Origin of the sequence: Pseudoalteromonas sp. (genome assembly GCF_036960685.1) — a bacterium.
Classification (GTDB): Bacteria; Pseudomonadota; Gammaproteobacteria; order Enterobacterales; family Alteromonadaceae; genus Pseudoalteromonas.
On the sequence record NZ_JBALXK010000005.1, the window covers coordinates 49,907 to 68,128 of the forward strand.

An 18,222-nucleotide genomic window follows, 5' to 3' on the forward strand; every position below is an offset into this window, starting at 1 on the left:
TCAAGCGTTAACACTATGCTCGATGATAGATAGCAGATTGCAGTAGCTCATCTAACGACAACAAAATCATACACAGGTGTGGAGAAAATAATGAAAGCAAGTAACACACAATTGGCTTTGGCCATTGCAGCAGCTCTAGCAACTACCTCAGCATTAGCTGCCACTGATACTGAAAAATTACAACAGCAATTGGATGAGCTACAAAAAGAAGTTGACTCAATGAAAGGCAATAAAGCCTTTAATCTTGAATTTGGTGGCCGTTTACAGGTGGACTATAACCACTTTGACGGCGCTTACAACGCGGGCCCTAACCGCTCAGGTGAAGATGCCAGTGACTTTTTTGTACGTCGTGCTCGTTTATACGTTGAAAGTGAGCATGGTGATTGGGATAACAAATTACTATTAGATTTTGCTGATAACAGCGGTGAAATTGTGATGGCGCGCCTACGTTACAGCGGTTTTGGTAATGGCTTAAAAGTGCAAGTAGGTAAGTTACGTGAAGATATCTCGTTAAACGCATTAACCAGCTCTAAGCACATTACCACCATTGAACGTAGTTCATTGGCCGATAACGTATCGCCTTATTTCCAATGGGGTACGTCGGTATACCAATATTTTAAAGACACCGGTTTACGTTATGCGGTCGGTGTTTATAAAAATGAAGCGTTTGGCGCTAACGGTAATAATAATGATGATGGCTCACTAGCTCTATCGCTTACCGGTCGCTTAACGTGGCAAAAAGATCTTGATAACGGTGTGCTGCACTTAGGTAGCTGGTACTCAAAGCGTGATATGGGCGGACGAGTATTAACTGGCGCACTTGCTCGTGGTGAAGTGCGTAGCACTAATACACGTTTACTTAACTATGCAGCTGGTGGTGAGCTCGTTCGTTTAAACAGTTTTGAGCAGATGGGTCTTGAAGCTGCATACCAAAATAAAGGTTTTAGTGTTGAAGCTGAATATGCAACACGTGAACTAGATACTCTCGACAGCACTTCGGTACTCGATGGCGAACGTTTTGATGCCTACTCATTAACGACAAGTTACTTCCTAGATGGTTCGCAAAGAAGTTACTCAAAAGGCAGTGCCGTATTCTCTCAACCTAAAGGCATTAAAAATGCGTGGGAATTAATTGCGCGTTTAAGTGCTGCTGATGCAACCAGTGATTTCCAAGGTACCGAAGTGACAACTTATACCGCTGGTGCAAACTACTACTACTCGTCAAACATTAAATTTATGGCCAATGTTATTTACTCAGAAGTTGATGGCCCAGGTGCCAATGATCTTGTGGGTGATGAAGACGATGGTCTTGGCTTAGCTGCGCGTATTCAGTACTTATTTTAGGATTAAATCGCTATGAATTTACTTAAAAAATCATTTAAATCATTTAAAACTACGGTACTAGCGGCATCGCTAGTATTAAGCAGCCCATTTGCAATGGCCGACATTCACTTTTTAGTACCTGGTGGCCCAGGTGGCGGCTGGGATACTACGGCACGTGGTGTTGGTGAGGGCTTAGTGAAGTCGGGCATTGAAGATAATGCGTCATTTCAAAATATGTCAGGTGGCGGCGGTGGCCGTGCAATAGCTTATTTAATCGAGTCAGGCACTAAGAAAGGTGACATTTTAATGGTTAACTCAACACCTATCGTGTTGCGTGCATTAACCGGTAAAATTCCCTACAGCTACCGTGATCTAACACCTGTTGCTAGCATGATCGCCGATTATGGCGCATTTGTGGTACGTAACGATTCGCCGTTTAAAACCTGGCAAGATGTAGTTGCCGCAATGAAAGAAGATCCTAGCTCTGTAAAAGTCGCTGGTGGCTCAGCACGTGGCAGCATGGATCACTTAGTGGCAGCACAAGCCGTTAAAGCTGCGGGGATTGATGGGCGTCGTCTTCGCTATATTCCTTATGATGCCGGCGGTAAAGCAAAAGCTGGCTTACTATCAGGCGAAGTTAATTTACTTTCAACCGGTTTAAGCGAAGCGCTAGAAGTTGCCAACGGTGGTCAAGCACGGATTTTAGCCGTGACCTCAGGTGATGCATTACCAGATTACCCAGAAATTCCAACGCTAAAATCATTAGGTTATGACATGGAGTTTATTAACTGGCGTGGTTTTTTTGCAGCACCTAACTTACCAGCCGACAAGCTCGCAGAATACACTGAAAAATTACGTAAACTACAAACGACTCCAGAGTGGGAAGTCGTGCGTGCACGTAATGGTTGGTTAAATTTATTTCAAGAAAAAGATCAATTTATAAAGTCACTTGAGCAGCAAGAAGCCCAGCTTAAAGTTGTTATGGAAGAACTCGGCTTTATTCGTACGTTACGTTAATCGAGGCTCTGATGTTGAATCGCGAATTACTAGGGCCAAGTTTATTCTTGGCGCTATTTACCCTATACGCCATTGTTGCATGGCAAATTCCATTACTCCCATTTGAAGAGTATGAAACAGTCACCTCTGCTACTTTACCTAAGGTCTATGCCGCATTTGGTATCATTGTTTGTTTACTTTCAATAGGGGCTACTTTACTTAAACCAACCGAACAAACAGATAGCGATGATGTACTTGAAAAATCAAATGTAATAAGAACATTTGGGCTGCTGATATTAATGGTGATATATAGCGCAGCGCTTGAGCCAATTGGCTTTTTAATCTCAACCAGTGTGTTTTTATTAGTTGGCTTTTTTGTTATGGGTGAGCGCCGCAAAGCAATTTTATTATTGGCCTCTATTCCTGTTGCTGTGGTGTTTTGGTTTTTAATGACCCAAGTACTCGGTATTTATTTGGTTCCTGGCAACCTGTGGAGTTAAGTTATGTTTGATGGAATTATGCTGGGTTTGTCGACCGTACTCGACTGGAATAATTTGCTCTATGTAATTGTGGGTTGTTTTGTTGGTACGTTTATCGGCATGCTACCGGGCCTTGGCCCTATTACCGCAATCGCGTTAATGATCCCAATTACTTATAGTATCGGTGCCGATTCAGGCATGATCTTAATGGCTGGGGTTTATTATGGGGCTATTTTTGGCGGTTCAACATCATCTATATTGATCAATGCCCCTGGGGTTGCTGGCACGGTAGCCTCTTCCTTTGACGGCTACCCGTTGGCAAAACAAGGTCATGCTGGTAAAGCATTGGCGATTGCTGCTTACTCCTCCTTTATAGGCGGAACGGTTGGCGCTATTTTATTGATGGTTGCAGCGCCTTTATTGGCAAAAGTGTCACTGAGTTTTCAATCTCCTGACTATGTAGTGTTGATGTTTTTAGGCCTAACAGCGATCGCGGCGTTTTCTAATAAAGGGCAATTTTTAAAAGCCATGATGATGACAGTGTTCGGTTTAATGCTAGCCACTGTTGGTATTGATCCATCATCAGGCACAGAGCGTTTTACCTTTGGCCAAGCAGATTTACTTGATGGTATTAGCTTCTTATTAGTGGCAATGGCAACCTTTGCATTAGCTGAGGCGCTAATCAATGTTGTGCGTCCGGAGAAAAAAGAAGTCAAAAGCATTAATGATTCAGATACACCGCAAATTGGCTCAACAAAATTGACCAAAGCAGAAATAAAAGAGATGGCACCAACAGTAGGCCGTTCATCTATTCTTGGTTTTATCATTGGCGTATTACCTGGTGCCGGTGCAACTATTGCCAGCTTTATGGCGTATGCAACTGAGCGCAACTTAGCGCCTAAAGCGTTAAAAGATAAATTTGGTAAAGGATCATTACGTGGTTTAGCAGCGCCAGAGTCAGCTAATAACGCTGCCTGTACCGGCTCATTTGTACCACTGTTAACTTTGGGTATTCCAGGTTCAGGCACTACTGCCATTATGTTGGGTGCGCTAATTGCCTATGGCATTCAGCCAGGTCCAATGTTAATGCAAGAAAACCCGAGTGTATTTTGGTCTGTTATTGTAAGTATGTATTTTGGTAACATCGTATTACTTATTTTAAATCTACCCTTGATACCGTATTTTGCAAAAGTATTAGCGATGCCAAAATCTGTGTTAACCATTATGATTTTGTTCTTCAGCTTAATTGGCGTGTATTTAGTTTCTTTTAATACCTTTGATTTATTTATGATGGTTGGTTTTGCACTGGTCGCTTTGGTATTGCGATTGTTGGCTTTCCCAATGGCGCCTTTACTACTAGGCTTTATTTTAGGTGACATGATTGAACGTAATTTCCGTCGCTCAATGATGATTTCTGATGGTTCATTAAGCTTCCTGTGGGAACGACCTCTGACACTGAGTATTTTCGTTATCTCATTATTAGTGTTGTTATTTCCATTAAAAGACTTTATAACTCAGCGCCGCGCTGATAAAGCCGCACTTAAAGCGAAGCAAGAGCATGCGTAATTGAGCTTAATGCTGAGGTAACTAATGATTGACACCAAGAAGCAAAATCCGTTGCAAAACATAGTTAAAAAACCCAAGCGTTTAGAAACGCGGTTAATAATTTGGGTAACGGGGCTATGTGTATTACAAGCAGTGTTATTTGGCGGCTTGGTGTATCAAATTACCGCGCAAAGTTTGCATAACCACATTGGTGATAAAGCACTCGCAGTGGCAACCAGTATTGCATCAAGCGATGAGGTTGTTAAAGCATTAAAAAACCCCAGTGACTTGGTAGCAATTAACCAAGAAATAGAAAATCTGCGCCAGCTTACTGACGCAGATTTTATTGTTATTGGCGATAAAAATGCGCATCGAATTGCCCACCCAGATCGTAATAAATTGGGTAAACGAATGGTTGGTGGTGATAGCCAAGCAGCGCTTCGTGGTGAGCGTTATATCTCCGTAGCACAAGGTAGTTTAGGCGAATCTATTCGCGGTAAAGTGCCGGTTTATGATGAACAACAAAATATTATAGGTTTAGTCTCGGTTGGCTTTTTAGTGCAATCGGTTGAGCCCTTGATCAGAGCGCGTATTGTAGAAATTATGATCTGGGGTCTGCTGTTAGTTACTTTGAGTATTATAGCGGCTATTTTTATTGGTCAGCGAGTAAGGAATGCTATTTTTGGCTTGCAGCCAGATGAAATTGCGCGGTTGTTTTCAGAGCAGGACGCTATTTTAAACACTATGCGCAGTGGCGTTATTGCCCTTGACCCAGACGGGCGAGTGCGTAAGCTAACTCAGCGTGCCTGTGAAATTTTAGATAAACCAGCCGCTTGTATTAATCAGTCACTCACACTTAAAGATTTACTACCAGAGCATGCTGAGTTTTTATTGCGTAACCAGCGCCGTAAAATGGTTGGTTTTGAATTGTTTGCAGCAGATAAACGCTTAGTACTTTCGCGCTTTTCATTGCAAGTACAAGGGCAGGCCGATGGTATTTTACTTACCCTTCGCCCAGCCGATGAGCTTGAATATATGAGCCAGCAGCTGGCCAAAGTGCAAGCATTTGCAGAGCTGTTAAGAGTGCAAACACATGACTATTCAAATAAGCTAAACTTAATTGGCGCGCTTATTCAAATGGGTAAAAATGAGCAGGCAATCGAATTGATCGGCCAAGAAAGCCAAGGTTCGCAAGCACAAATACATCACTTGTTAGAGCGTATCCAAGATCCTGTTTTAGCCGGTTTATTAGTAGGTAAATACCATAAAGCGCGCGAATTAAACGTGGTGCTTGAACTAAACCCAGATAGCTTACTGGGCGCCATTGCGCGTACCGACATGTTAGAGCGAGTGGTATCAATACTGGGTAACTTAATTGATAACGCGATAGATGCAGCGATCAGAGCCAGTAAAGAGCGAGAGCCTTATGTGCGAGTAACGGTGGATGAAACCAGTCAAACTTTATTGTTTGATGTGGAAGACAGTGGTTTTGGTTTAGGGAGTGATCACGAAGTGATTTTTACTCCACAATATAGCTCTAAAAGCGGTGCAGAACACGGTATTGGTTTATATTTAGTGAAAACCAATCTGGACTCCTGTGGCGGCAGTTTGGAGATAGGTGAGTCAGATTTAAAAGGGGCGCGATTAAGCGTCTATATCCCAAAATAACACCCTGCAATTAGGGCAATAAGCAGTAATGAAGCAACAATAATAAAACTATAAATACGCTACCATTACAAGGCTAACATGAGTAATAGAAAATGACATATTCAGTAGTTATTATCGAAGATGAGCTCGAAGTTGCACAACTTCTTGCTCAATACCTGCTTTTACCTAATGGCGTTGCGGGGAACCAAACTGCGCGGCAAAGCTTGCGACAAGGTCAGTACCAAGTAGTTGGTATTGCTGCAAATCTCAGCACTGCTACCGGGTTGTTACAGGCGATAGAGCCTGATTTGATCTTGCTTGATATTCACCTACCTGATGGTAACGGTCTGGATTTATTGACTGATTTACGTCGCCGCTCGATTAAGAGTGAAGTGATGCTTTTGACTGCTGCCAAAGAAGTCGAAACTCTCGAAAAAGCCATGCAGTTAGGCGCTTGCGACTTTTTAGTAAAGCCGTTAATGCTAAATCGTCTTGACCAGGCATTAGCTCGTTTTGAGTCTCGTCAGCAGTGTTTATCGGATGCCAATGAAGTGACACAATCTATGGTTGATACGTTATTTGGCTCAAGTGAACAAACAAAAGCCCCCGTCAGATTACCTAAAGGCGTTGATCAACTCACCTTGAGGAAAATCATTGATGCCTTTAAAGAGCATAAAAAAACACCATTCACAGCCCAACAAATGGGCGATTTAGTTGGGGTAAGCCGCTCGACTGCACGGCGCTACCTTGAGTATTTACTAGAGGCTGAGCAGGTCAGTGCCGACCAAAGCTATGGCAGCATAGGTCGGCCAGAACGTTGTTATAAAATGAGCTAGTTATTTGGAAGAGCGCTTAGGTCTATTACCGGCGGTTTGCTTATTGGACGTTCAAACTCACTATGTAGCTTTGTTGGACCAGTAAAGAAGCCGGTGTTACGTAAGTAAAACCCGCTATCTTCAGTGCCCCCTTGATAATCCATTCTCGCCTGCTTAGTTGCTGTTGCATCATAGCTGAATATGGCTTTATTAAGTGCATGCCATTGCCCTTGAGTGTCTCTGAGCCACTGATTACTGTATAACGCCTTGCGTTCATATTGACCTGCATCAGGGATAAAGTTCTCTAAAAAACTATGCGGCCTTGCTACATAGGTACTGGTGGTTGGGCGTCTAAATGAGGCAATGAACAACCACTTTGCGGCGATAGGATCATAAAAATAAGCACTGTAATCGGTATGATTAGCGACTTGATCAGCGGGATTTACCTTAAGCAAAAAGCGATAGCGTTGCTCTGCTTGCCATGGGAAGACTAAGTAGCTTTGACCACCAGAGCCTTCATTACCAAATTTACCGGTGTAAACATCTTTGCCTTTAGCAAGTTGTTGAATACGCATTTCCACAGGAATAGCAGCAGGATCATCGGTTTGAAACGGACTCCAAACTGAAAATAAAATACGGCGTTCAGTGACTGAATTAACTTGCATACCAAAGTAGCCTTCAGCGAATCCATTGGCCATAAAATATGAACCCTGATGATCATATTCTTTTGGCACCCTGAGTTCTGAGTAAAACCACTGATAGTTTTTTGAAGTGTCGCTGATAGGATAGTTTAAATGTACAGACGGTCCGCGTCGGCCCCAATAAATGTCGTCTTTTACGTATAAAGGAGCCGCAGACTGTTTATCGATAGTTACAACTATTCCTTGGATATTAGCAAAAGTAGTGGCAGTTTTAGTTATGCCGGTTAGCTTTAATTGTTGGTAGCCTGCTTTACTAGGCTTAAATATGCCAAGATCAATATCTTGAAACTGCTGGTTTTTAAGCGTGATTATTTGGCTTTGCTGGTGGTAATCAACTCTAATTTTACTAATGCCGGTTGCTACTTTAGCACGTAGCTTTAAATTAAATGAGCTGTTGCTAGGTAAGTAAAAATAGTGGCTAATTGGTGTGCTTGCACTGTGCCAGTTTTGAATGCCTGAGTCGGTTATAAGGGTTTTATTTTCTTCAATGCTACTTTGTGTTGCGCTATTGCCGTAGCTGGCAATGAAATACTCAGTATGAGTATTGGCACTAGTTAATGGGGCGAAAAGTAGCCAAATAAAGAGGTTGATGATTAGTAATAATTTCATTATTCACTCTAATAAAAAAGCGCCGTTAAACGGCGCAAGCAGGAGGGGGATAGTTAAAATGAAGCTGAAAAACCAAGGCTTAACGAGCGACCATAGCGAGCTAAACGACGGATCTGTTCTTCGTTTTTCACATATGACCACTGTCTTTCATTAGTTAAATTAGTGACGCTTAAGTCTAAACGTATTTTTTCGCTAATATTGTAGCTGGCACTAAAATCATACTGACCATAATCAGCTGCCCATTCAGGACCACCCCAAGCATCAGGATAAACTAAATAATCATCGCGCCAGTTATAAGCTATACGCGTTTGAAATGCTTCTTTTTCATAGTAAATAACGGCGTTATATGAGTGTTCAGACATACCAACAAACGGGAGATCATTTAGTTCATCATCGTCATAGCTACTGTCTGTGAAGGTGTAATTTATTTGCACGCCTAAACCATCAAATGGCGCAGGTAAAATATCGTCAAATGATTGTTGATAGGCAGTTTCAAAGCCTAAAATTTCTGCGCCACTTTCTGAAGTTGGTGAAATCTTTGTGAATGTAGGACCTTCAATTTCAACACCATCTTTAAAATAGTTACCTACTTGCGTAGTACCAACACGGCCACGAGCAATCACAGACTCAATATCTTTATAGTAAGCGGCGAAGGTCAGTGCACCATAATCAGAAAAATACCATTCAATCGTTGTATCAAACTGGTTGGCTCTTAATGGCTTAATACCAGGGTTAGATGCATGGTATTCAGAGCTATTGAAATCTAGATAACTGTATGGAGAGAGGTAATCTAAATTGGGCCGAGTGATCACTTTGGCGGCACTAAAGCGATAAAGTAAATCATCACGTAAATTCAGCTTAAAATTTAAACTTGGCAAAACGTCTGTGTAACTTTCTTCTGTGGTTGCACGGGTGTAGTAGTCTTCAATTTCACCATCAACACGGTAGCTCAACGCACCATCTTTTTCGGTTACATTGTAGCGAACATTATCAACATCAAACGTATAGCCATCAGAAGAAACATCGGTTTGGATCACCCTTACGCCCATGTTAAGTGCGAAAGGCAGCTTACCTAAGTCTCCTTGTAAATTCGTTTCAATAAAAGCGGCTAAGGTTTGCTCTGTTAAGGCAAACGAATCATTTGGGCTACTCTTAGCGGTGATCTTATCTTGTGCAGCTTGTGGGTTAATTGACTCATAAAAAGCATATAATTTGTCGTAATCAAAACTTGCCCATGGGTCAGGGTGTTTACCTGGCTCACCGTCTAAGAAGTTATCAAAGTTTGCTGGCACTAATACATCTGCAGGTAAGCGAAATAAATTTAAGCCGCCAAGTTCTTCAACACTGGAGTCATCAAAACTAGGGTATTCTGAGTTTTTAAAATACGCTCCGCCATTACTGAACATTGAAGCATTTTTAGATTTAAATACGCTACGCTCTTTGGTTTGTTTACCGTAGTGCAGACCAAATTGCACATCTTTCACCAACTCAAAAGTAGGGATGTAAGTTGCTGCTAGGCGTATTTCTTCGATTTTGTCTTTAACATCGGTGCCGTAGTTGTAGCTATAGTGCGCACCAAAAGGCTGCTCGGCACTAAGAGCTGGAGTCATGGTTACATCGGGCAGCATATTACTACCTGTTTGGTCGATTGTAATACCATCAACAAAACCGCGCGCTACAATGAAGCGATTATTACCATTGCTCACATTTTTAGCTTGTGACTGTGAAATATCTAAATCAAATGTGAGAGTTTCTGTGGCATACCAAACGGTATTAAAGCCCCATTGCCAAGTATCCGTATTACGTGGCACAGATACATTAAGTAGTTCTGCCATGGCACCATCAACTAGCTCTACATAATTTACATTGCCATCGTCATTGAACTTCACTTCGCCAATCGCTGGGATCCCGGGGGTATGCGATTCATCAAAAGTAACAAATGAAATTTGATATTGCTCACCATTGGTCTCGTACTGTGAATACATGCTGTCAAAGTTTACATCTACACTATCTGAAGGTCGCCATTGCAATGCCAAGCTTGCACCAAGTCGTTCACGAGTATCTTGCCAGTTTGAATAGCGTACGTAGCCTGGAATAACCGACGGATATGATTGCTCGTTATCTTCCAAAGTACCGTTACCATTACTATCAATGGGAATACGTACATCCACATTCTCGTCAGGATCATAAAAACCTTCACCTTCGTATGAATCGGCACGTTGTGTTCGTTCAGAATAAACGGCAGTGAAGAGCGCACCAAAAGTATCATCAAAAAAGGTGTCGCTAATTAAAAATGAAGCTTGCGGGTTAGTGTCGCCAGTGCGTTCTTCGTAAATTCCTTTGGCACTGCCTGATAAGGTAAAACCATCTAAATCAAGAGGCTTACGAGTTTTAATATTGATAACCGAACCAATGCCACCTTCTTGGGTTTTACTTTGTGGAGATTTATATACTTCAAGGGACTGCACTATTTCGGGGGCGATTAAATCAAAATTAAAGTTACGGCTAGAATGCTCTGATGCCATGCGTCGGCCATTAACGGTGGTAACGTTGTAGTCACCACCTAAACCTCGCACGGTAACATTTTGGCCCTCGCCGCCGTTACGGGTAATTGCAATCCCCGTCATCCGTTGCAATGCCTCGGCAATGTTTTGGTCGGGAAACTTACCGATATCTTCAGCAACGATAGCATCCATAACCCCCACAGCTTGTTGTTTTAAATACAGGGATTCTTTAATACTCGAGCGAACACCTCTAACTTCAATTACTTCGACTTGCCCTGCTTCGGCTTCTTTTTCTTTTTTTTTGTCTTCATCAGCTGCCAGCGAGGTGCCACTGAAGATGGCGCTCATAGACAAAAACAGTGTGGACAGTTTTAGTTGTGCTTTCATAATAGTTACCTGTATTTTACTTGTTGATGGTTGTTTTTTTATTGAGTTATTGCCACGCGTGTTGAGTGTATTTTTCTCCAACACGCGTGAGGTTAATTACGAAATAATGCCAAGTGGTTTTGCTTGCTGCCAAAGACCACGGGTGAAATCTGGGAAGTCTTTGCTGTTACTTCTATCGGCTACAGAATCAACAGATAGCGGGAAAACAGCTGACCATGCGGCTGCGTCATACACATCTTGATCAAGTGGTTCGCCATTGCGTAGGCAAAAAATAATCCGCCAAAACATCAAGAAGTCCATGCCACCATGGCCGCCGTTGCGTTCAGCCTCAGCGCCCATTTTTTGCCAGAGCGGATGATCGTATTTGTTATACCAATCAGCCATGTCGTAATCCCACTCGTGATAGCTTTTACTGCCACCTTGCTCAAGTGCGATCCTATTTGGAAAGCCAGCAAACACACCGTTAGTGCCTTGAATTAAGTTATGACGAGAATAAGGACGTGGGGTGGTGGTATCGTGTTGCACCATAATGCTGCGACCTTTAACCGTTTTAATAATGCTGGTATTCATATCACCCGCAATATAGTTAAGTTTGTTGCGGCTATGATCTGCGGGGAATTCTTTTTTAGCGTAGGCTGCACGGCCTAATGATGGCGAGCTCATCGAGCTTATATAGTCAAAACGATCGCCACGATTGATATTCATATATTGTGAAACAGGGCCTAAGCCATGAGTTGGGTATAAATTACCATTAACCGCTGCATGCCATGGTGTACGCCAAGAACCTGTTTTATGGTCAATTTCTTTCATTTGCCAGCGTAGCTCATGGATATATGCTGCTTCACCATGGAGTAATTCACCAAAAACGCCTTGGCGAACCATATTAAGAACCATTAATTCGTCGCGTCCGTAGCAAACATTTTCCAACATCATGCAGTTTTTCTGAGTTCGCTCAGAGGTGTTTACTAGTTGCCATGCTTCTTCAACGGTCACTGCTGCTGGTACTTCAACAAAAGCATGCTTGCCGCTTTCCATGGTATCGACAGCCATCGGCGTATGCCACTGCCATGGTGTTGAAATAATAACAATATCAATATCTTGTCTCTCTAGCATACGGCGGTAATCGTGATCGTTTTTGCCATAGGTATCTGGCTTTTTAAAGCCTTTATCAACCACTATTTTTACTGCTCGCTCTACAACGGCTTGATGGGTGTCGCAAATTGCTTTGATTTCAACGCCGTCTAAATGACAAAAATGTTTAACTGCACCAACACCTCGTTCACCCACACCAATAAATCCGACTCTAACCACATCCATTTTAGGTACAGTTAAACCTAGTGTTGAACGTCCTTGTGTCGCTGTTTTTAGCATTGAGTTGGCATTGGTTGTGGAGGCACAACCTAACGCTGCGCTAGTTGCTGCAATTGCGGCCATTGATTGAAGAAATCGTCTGCGGTTTAGATCGCCCATGATAGTGCCCTTATGTGTTGATTATTTGTAAATTTGTTTTCACAGGCTTTTATTTGTACACGTAAGAAAATGGCAATGCAAGATAAAAATCTTTCGTTTGCTTTCGTTTGTTTCTGTGCTTAATTATTTTTATATTTTAATTTCATTTATTTCATATGTTTATTGTGTTTATTGACGGTTTGATATGAAATGTAAAAAAATTGAATTGAAAGTAAACGAAAGCTGCGTACAATGAATGAAAGTTAATTATGAAAGAGAGCGGGCATGCTTAACACTATCGAAAGACGACATGAAATTGTGCAATTGGTTTTCAAGCAAGAACGTGTTCAGGTTCCTGAGCTTGCTCAGCTGTTTGGTGTATCAACTGTAACTATTCGCAATGATCTTAATGAGCTCGATGAAAAAGGCTTGTTAGTCCGCTCCCGTGGCGGAGCTGTGGCGAGTAATCGGCTAACTCAAGAGTTGTCATTAAAAGAAAAACATGATGCTAATCGTGGCATTAAGGAACGATTAGGAAAGTTTGCCGCAAGCCTAATTAAGGATGGTGAATCGATTATTCTAGATTCAGGGACCACGACCGAAGAAGTCGCTAAAAATTTAACCAACCATCATGGTGTTGTAGTGATGACGAATGGCTTGAACGTCGCACATTCTTTGCTCAACGCGCCTTCTGTGGAAGTGCTAATGACAGGAGGCACTTTACGTAAAAAATCACTGTCTTTTTATGGTCGCCAAGCCGAGCAGCACTTGCAGCAATATCACTTTGATAAGTTGATTTTAGGTGTGGATGGTTTTGAAAAAGATATCGGTATTACCACGCATTTTGAACTTGAGGCCTTGTTAAATCGAGTGATGTGCGAAGTATCACGAGAGATCATAGTTGTCACCGACTCGAGTAAATTCAATCGAAAAGGGGTGCATAAAATAATTTCTGCCAGTGAAGTAAATACAGTTGTGACAGACAGCGGTATTCCAGCCGATATTAAAACCGCTCTCGAAAGTGCGGGTGTCCAGCTACACATAATCGACCTTTAATTTTCCATAGTAATTATACAAAGACTAATCAATATAGAGGCTTGCAATGACAATATTACAGCAATTAATCGCAGCGAATAAACGAGGTGATAAACAGGGGATTTATGCCGTTTGTTCGGCGCACCCATTGGTGCTCGAAGCCGCCATATTGCAAGCCAAGCAAGACAATAGTTACTTGTTAATTGAAGCGACTGCGAATCAGGTCAATCAGTTTGGTGGTTATACCACAATGCTACCAGCAGACTTTATGGCATTTGTCCAAAGGCTTGCAACAGAGCAAGCATTTGCTACTGATAAGCTGATCCTCGGAGGTGACCACTTAGGCCCAGTGTGTTGGTGCGATGAAAACGCAGTAGTGGCAATGCAAAAGGCAGAACAACTAATCGCCAGTTATGTAGCGGCAGGATTCAAAAAAATTCATTTAGATACCAGTATGCGTTGTGCTGATGATGAGTTGATATTAGCTGATGAGACGGTAGCAACGAGAGCCGCACAGCTGTGTGCAGTAGCTGAAAAAACTGCGCTGGATGCTTTTGGCCACAGCGATTTAGTTTATGTAATTGGTACTGAAGTGCCACCACCAGGTGGAGCCGATGAACACATTGATACGCTCGCGGTGACAGAAACTAACCATGTAGCGAGTACATTGGCGCTGCATCATGATGCATTTTTACAGCTTGGCTTATCAGCTGCTTGGCAACGTGTAATTGGCTTAGTTGTTCAGCCGGGTGTTGAATTTGATAATACCCAAGTATTTGATTATGACAGTAGTAAAGCTCAGCAGTTAAAACACTATATACAAACAGTGGATAGAATTGCTTTTGAAGCACATTCAACTGATTACCAAACCCCAATTGCCTATAAACAATTAGTGAATGACCATTTTGCGATTCTCAAAGTAGGCCCTGAGCTCACCTTTGCTTTGCGTGAGGCGTTATTTGCATTAAGTCATATTGAAGATGCGTTGGTTGATACTGAGCAATGCTCACATTTACGTACAGTTATTGATGCTGATATGCAGCAATTTCCAAAGAATTGGCAACGTTTTTATCAAGTTGATAGTTCATTGCAGAAGCTATATCGACGCTTTAGTTTTAGCGATCGAATTCGTTATTACTGGGGACAGCAAGGAAATCAAAATGCGGTTGAAACGTTATTCAGCAATCTGCAAAAACAGCCGATCCCGTTACCGCTATTAAGCCAATACATGCCATTGCAGTATCTGGCTGTACGGAATCAATCAGTACAAAACAGTCCTAAATCTTTGGTACTTCATCACATAATGCAAGTAACCAGCCGCTACGCAGATGCGTGCTTTAAACAACAATAGACGTAGGTGAGGTAGTTATGTCGAATTATTTAGCAATTGATGATTCTCTTTTAGAAGCTAGAAATAGTTTATGGACCGCAAAAGAAATTTTGCAACAGCCAGCTTGCTGGCGAGAAACGCTCAAGATAGTCAATGCGGCGCGTTTGCAGCTAGATACCTGGTTAGCAACGATATTAGATCAAGCAAATGCGCAAATAATTTTTACAGGCGCAGGTACGTCTGCTTATGTTGGTGAGGCGGTGGTTGGCTATTTAAATCAGCAGCTAGATATCAGTTGCCGCAGCGTAAGCAGTACTGAGCTAGTTGCCTGTCCACAGCAGTATTTACAACAAAATAGGGCCACTTTACTCGTGTCGTTTGCGCGCTCAGGTAATAGCCCCGAAAGTGTTGCAGCTGTTGATGTGGTAAATAATTATGTAAAGCAATGTGCGCACCTTTTCATTACCTGTAATCCCGAAGGCGCGCTGAATCAGCAAGCGCCAGAACACAAAAATTGTTTTTCGTTACTTATGCCATCACAAGCGCTCGATCAAAGCTTTGCAATGACCAGCAGTTTTACTTCGATGCTGATAGCAAGTATTGCGGTGTTTAGTGAAGCAGATAATGCAGTATCTATAATGGCTGACTGTGTTGAGAAAGATATCCCGCAACAGCTCGCTCAGTTAAAAGCATTAGCTGAATTACCTATGCAGCGCTTAGTGTATTTAGGTGCAGGGTCACTAAAAGGTTATGCGCAAGAAGCCGCTTTAAAGCTGTTAGAACTAAGTTCAGGCCAAGTGATGGGTTACTTTGAGTCGCCGTTGGGTTTTCGCCATGGACCAAAGTCACTGGTTGATGAAAAAACCTTAATTGTTTTGTTTGGCTCAAATAATAGCTATACCAAACAATACGATAAAGACTTATTGAATGAGTTAAACGGTGATAACCAAGCGCTTGCTGTAAAAGCATTAGTTGTGCCGCAGGAAGTGCAGACACAGCAGTTAGATGATGTTTTTTATGGTTTGTATTATATGGTATGCGCGCAAGTAATCTCTTTTTATAAAGCATGGCAATTGGGTATTACAGTTGATAATCCGTGCCCAACAGGAGAGGTCAATCGCGTAGTACAAGGTGTGACTATTTACCCGTTCACACAAGGTGATATTAATGACTGAGCAGTACATTTATGGCATTGATATTGGCGGTAGTAAAATTGAACTTGCCGTGTTTGACGCTACCTTAAAGCAGCTTGAATCATCACGAATTGCGACTCCACAAACTAGCTATCAAGATTTCTTAAATGCATTAGTGAATATGATTTTAAGCGCTGATCACAAGTATCAATGCCAAGGTGCGGTAGGCATTGGTATGCCAGGAATTATTAACGCAAACCAGCAAGTGTTATCGGCGAATGTACCCCATGCAACCGGACATAATGCCGCGCAAGATTTAGCTGAGCTTATTAATCGCCCTGTAGCTATTGAAAATGATTGCCGTTGCTTTGCATTATCAGAAGCACAAAGTAACGTAGGTATAAAGCATACACGAGTGTTTGGTGCAATTATAGGCACTGGCGCTGGTGGTGGATTATGTATTGAAGGTAAGCTCTATAAAAGTGCTCAAGGTATTGCAGGTGAGTATGGACACTACGCACTGTCTGCCGTGTTACAGCAAAAGTATCAACTGCCTATTTTAAAGTGCGGCTGTGGCTTAACGGGTTGTGTTGAAAGTTATATTGCAGGTCCTGGTTTAGCAAAAATTTATCAGCATTTTTCTGGCGAAGTACTGACTACGTTTGAAATCGTTGAAGGGCTTAGAAAAGGTGATGTGTTATGCCAACAAAGCTTCGCCTGTTATGTTGATTTGATCGGCAGTACGTTTGCAGCAATCATTATGGCCTACGATCCTGAAGTGATCGTGATTGGCGGTGGTATGTCGTTAGTAAGCGAGCTAATGGATAAGCTTGAGCAAGCAATAACACCGTACGTTTTTACAGGTATTCGGGTGCCAAAAATTGTACTTGCTGAATTTGGCGATGCGAGCGGTGCCCGCGGTGCTGCCATTTTAGCAAAAGAACAAATTGGGGCGTTGTCATGAGTGAATCAGCATATTATGTCAAAGCTGCAGCTATTTATTGCCAAGATCGTGTGCTTAAGGATCATTATATGCTGGTAGAAAATGACCGTGTCAGCGCTTTTACCCAAACACCGCAATTGGCATTTCCTATACATGACTATGGTGATGCTGCGATTATTCCAGGATTAATTGATTTACATATTCATGGCCGCGAAGGTTGTGATGTGATTGATAGTAAAATGAGCAGTATTGAAACAATCTCAAATTCATTAGTGCAGCATGGCGTTACGGGGTTTTTAGCAACGACAGTAACAACTGATTGGCAGCAAACCTTAGAGGCAATGGCTATCATTGGTCAGGCATACATACAACAACCTAGTGGTGCGCAAGTGCTTGGTGGTTATAGTGAAGGGTTGTTTTTTAGTGAGGTTCATAAAGGAGCGCATAATCAAGATTATTTTTTAGAGTTATCGCAGTCGCATTTAGAGGCTATGATCAGTGCGGCAGCTGGTAGCTTAAAAGTTGTTGCCTTAGCGCCAGAAAAACCTGGCGCTAATTCGTTAATCAAGTTCCTAACAGAGCAAGGTATTAAAGTGATGTTGGGGCATTGTGACGCAAGTTATGAACAAACTCAAAGCGCGCTTGAGCATGGCGCATGCGGTGGAGTGCATGTATTTAACGGCATGCGTGGTATTCATCACCGAGATCCCGGTTGTGCGGGGGCGGTATTGATGAATGATACTGCTTTAGTTGAAGTTATCGCCGATGGCATACATCTTCATCCTACTATTTTACAGTTAATTTATAAGCTAAAAGGCCCGCAAAAAATTGCTTTGATCAGTGATTGTATTAATGCTGGTGGCCTAAATGATGGTCAATATAAACTGGGACAAATGGATGTGTTTGTTGAAAATGGAGTTGCGAGAACCGCATCAGGCTCTTTAGCTGGTAGTACATTAACTCTTGAATTGGCCGTAAAAAACATGCATCAACTAGGCTGCGTAAGTCTGTTAGAGGCTATAAACATGGCCAGTATTGTTCCTGCTAAATTTTTAAATATTGCAGATCAAGTGGGCTCTTTAGCAGCTGCGAAACAAGCAAACTTTGCTATTCTAGATAGTAATTTTACTATTCAGGCAACCTATGTAAAAGGACAAAGATGCTTTTTGAGAAGCGCTGATAATGGTTAAAGTGTTCAGTCATCAGCATTAAAAACCATGGAAAGTAAAATATTATAAAATTGATTGCATTTTAAGCGACTTCTATGGTGATGTTCGCATTAAGTAATGCTATACTCCCGCCGAATAATTTTTCGACTTTATTAAG

General features: G+C 42.0%; 14 protein-coding genes. 11 read left to right on the top strand and 3 right to left on the bottom strand.

The window, feature by feature from the left end; translation table 11 throughout:
* Positions 1–90 precede the first annotated feature (90 nt).
* The 6 genes from V7783_RS06410 to V7783_RS06435 all read left to right on the top strand — a co-directional run bounded on the left by V7783_RS06410 (position 91) and on the right by V7783_RS06435 (position 6,826).
* Positions 91–1,344 carry an OprO/OprP family phosphate-selective porin gene (locus V7783_RS06410; protein WP_335678019.1) on the top strand — a complete coding sequence of 418 codons (1,254 nt, stop codon included), beginning with the start codon at positions 91–93 and terminating at the stop codon, positions 1,342–1,344.
* Between the two features lie 12 nt (positions 1,345–1,356).
* A complete protein-coding gene (locus V7783_RS06415) occupies positions 1,357–2,340 on the top strand; it encodes a Bug family tripartite tricarboxylate transporter substrate binding protein (protein ID WP_442961346.1) in 984 nt (327 codons plus the stop codon).
* An 11-nt stretch (positions 2,341–2,351) separates the two neighbouring features.
* A complete protein-coding gene (locus V7783_RS06420; protein ID WP_335678020.1) occupies positions 2,352–2,819 on the top strand; it encodes a tripartite tricarboxylate transporter TctB family protein in 468 nt (155 codons plus the stop codon).
* Positions 2,820–2,822: 3 nt separating this feature from the next.
* Positions 2,823–4,364: a tripartite tricarboxylate transporter permease gene (locus V7783_RS06425; protein ID WP_335678021.1), complete on the top strand. Its 1,542-nt coding sequence runs from the start codon at positions 2,823–2,825 to the stop codon at positions 4,362–4,364.
* 24 nt (positions 4,365–4,388) lie between these two features.
* A complete protein-coding gene (locus tag V7783_RS06430) occupies positions 4,389–6,011 on the top strand; it encodes a sensor histidine kinase (RefSeq protein WP_335678022.1) in 1,623 nt (540 codons plus the stop codon).
* Between the two features lie 92 nt (positions 6,012–6,103).
* Positions 6,104–6,826 carry a response regulator gene (locus tag V7783_RS06435; protein WP_335678023.1) on the top strand — a complete coding sequence of 241 codons (723 nt, stop codon included), beginning with the start codon at positions 6,104–6,106 and terminating at the stop codon, positions 6,824–6,826.
* Here the strand turns inward: V7783_RS06435 and V7783_RS06440 are convergent.
* From V7783_RS06440 to V7783_RS06450, 3 genes are all read right to left on the bottom strand, one after another.
* Positions 6,823–8,115, bottom strand: coding sequence for a DUF3472 domain-containing protein (locus tag V7783_RS06440; protein ID WP_335678024.1), 1,293 nt, complete (start codon positions 8,113–8,115; stop codon positions 6,823–6,825). The genes V7783_RS06435 and V7783_RS06440 overlap by 4 nt on opposite strands.
* 53 nt (positions 8,116–8,168) lie before the next feature.
* The gene (locus tag V7783_RS06445; RefSeq protein ID WP_335678025.1) at positions 8,169–11,006 is read right to left on the bottom strand and encodes a TonB-dependent receptor; all 2,838 of its coding nucleotides are present in this window, start codon (positions 11,004–11,006) and stop codon (positions 8,169–8,171) included.
* Positions 11,007–11,102: 96 nt separating this feature from the next.
* The gene (locus V7783_RS06450; RefSeq protein ID WP_335678026.1) at positions 11,103–12,476 is read right to left on the bottom strand and encodes a Gfo/Idh/MocA family protein; all 1,374 of its coding nucleotides are present in this window, start codon (positions 12,474–12,476) and stop codon (positions 11,103–11,105) included.
* Positions 12,477–12,740: 264 nt separating this feature from the next.
* Here V7783_RS06450 and agaR point away from each other — a divergent pair, with 264 nt between their 5' ends.
* The 5 genes from agaR to nagA are packed head-to-tail and all read left to right on the top strand — an operon-like array spanning position 12,741 to position 18,086.
* Positions 12,741–13,511 carry a transcriptional repressor AgaR gene (agaR, locus tag V7783_RS06455; protein WP_335678027.1) on the top strand — a complete coding sequence of 257 codons (771 nt, stop codon included), beginning with the start codon at positions 12,741–12,743 and terminating at the stop codon, positions 13,509–13,511.
* Between the two features lie 46 nt (positions 13,512–13,557).
* A complete protein-coding gene (locus V7783_RS06460; protein WP_335678028.1) occupies positions 13,558–14,841 on the top strand; it encodes a D-tagatose-bisphosphate aldolase, class II, non-catalytic subunit in 1,284 nt (427 codons plus the stop codon).
* Between the two features lie 17 nt (positions 14,842–14,858).
* Positions 14,859–15,995, top strand: a complete 1,137-nt coding sequence (locus V7783_RS06465; protein WP_335678029.1) for an SIS domain-containing protein — start codon at positions 14,859–14,861, stop codon at positions 15,993–15,995.
* Positions 15,988–16,917, top strand: a complete 930-nt coding sequence (locus tag V7783_RS06470) for an ROK family protein (RefSeq protein WP_335678030.1) — start codon at positions 15,988–15,990, stop codon at positions 16,915–16,917. The genes V7783_RS06465 and V7783_RS06470 overlap by 8 nt, the downstream gene beginning before the upstream one ends.
* On the top strand, positions 16,914–18,086 hold the full coding sequence (nagA, locus tag V7783_RS06475) for an N-acetylglucosamine-6-phosphate deacetylase (RefSeq protein WP_335678031.1): 1,173 nt from the start codon (positions 16,914–16,916) through the stop codon (positions 18,084–18,086). The genes V7783_RS06470 and nagA overlap by 4 nt, the downstream gene beginning before the upstream one ends.
* Positions 18,087–18,222: the final 136 nt, after the last annotated feature.

Excerpts from the sequence above, each read along its gene's own strand:
- V7783_RS06420 (WP_335678020.1), top strand. The coding sequence starts at position 2,352 with ATGTTGAATCGCGAATTACTAGGGCCAAGTTTATTCTTGGCGCTATTT.
- V7783_RS06460 (WP_335678028.1), top strand. The coding sequence starts at position 13,558 with ATGACAATATTACAGCAATTAATCGCAGCGAATAAACGAGGTGATAAA.
- V7783_RS06465 (WP_335678029.1), top strand. The coding sequence starts at position 14,859 with ATGTCGAATTATTTAGCAATTGATGATTCTCTTTTAGAAGCTAGAAAT.
- V7783_RS06440 (WP_335678024.1), bottom strand. The coding sequence starts at position 8,115 with ATGAAATTATTACTAATCATCAACCTCTTTATTTGGCTACTTTTCGCC.
- V7783_RS06430 (WP_335678022.1), top strand. The coding sequence starts at position 4,389 with ATGATTGACACCAAGAAGCAAAATCCGTTGCAAAACATAGTTAAAAAA.
- V7783_RS06450 (WP_335678026.1), bottom strand. The coding sequence starts at position 12,476 with ATGGGCGATCTAAACCGCAGACGATTTCTTCAATCAATGGCCGCAATT.
- V7783_RS06415 (WP_442961346.1), top strand. The coding sequence starts at position 1,357 with ATGAATTTACTTAAAAAATCATTTAAATCATTTAAAACTACGGTACTA.
- V7783_RS06425 (WP_335678021.1), top strand. The coding sequence starts at position 2,823 with ATGTTTGATGGAATTATGCTGGGTTTGTCGACCGTACTCGACTGGAAT.
- V7783_RS06410 (WP_335678019.1), top strand. The coding sequence starts at position 91 with ATGAAAGCAAGTAACACACAATTGGCTTTGGCCATTGCAGCAGCTCTA.
- V7783_RS06445 (WP_335678025.1), bottom strand. The coding sequence starts at position 11,006 with ATGAAAGCACAACTAAAACTGTCCACACTGTTTTTGTCTATGAGCGCC.
- nagA (WP_335678031.1), top strand. The coding sequence starts at position 16,914 with ATGAGTGAATCAGCATATTATGTCAAAGCTGCAGCTATTTATTGCCAA.
- V7783_RS06470 (WP_335678030.1), top strand. The coding sequence starts at position 15,988 with ATGACTGAGCAGTACATTTATGGCATTGATATTGGCGGTAGTAAAATT.
- agaR (WP_335678027.1), top strand. The coding sequence starts at position 12,741 with ATGCTTAACACTATCGAAAGACGACATGAAATTGTGCAATTGGTTTTC.
- V7783_RS06435 (WP_335678023.1), top strand. The coding sequence starts at position 6,104 with ATGACATATTCAGTAGTTATTATCGAAGATGAGCTCGAAGTTGCACAA.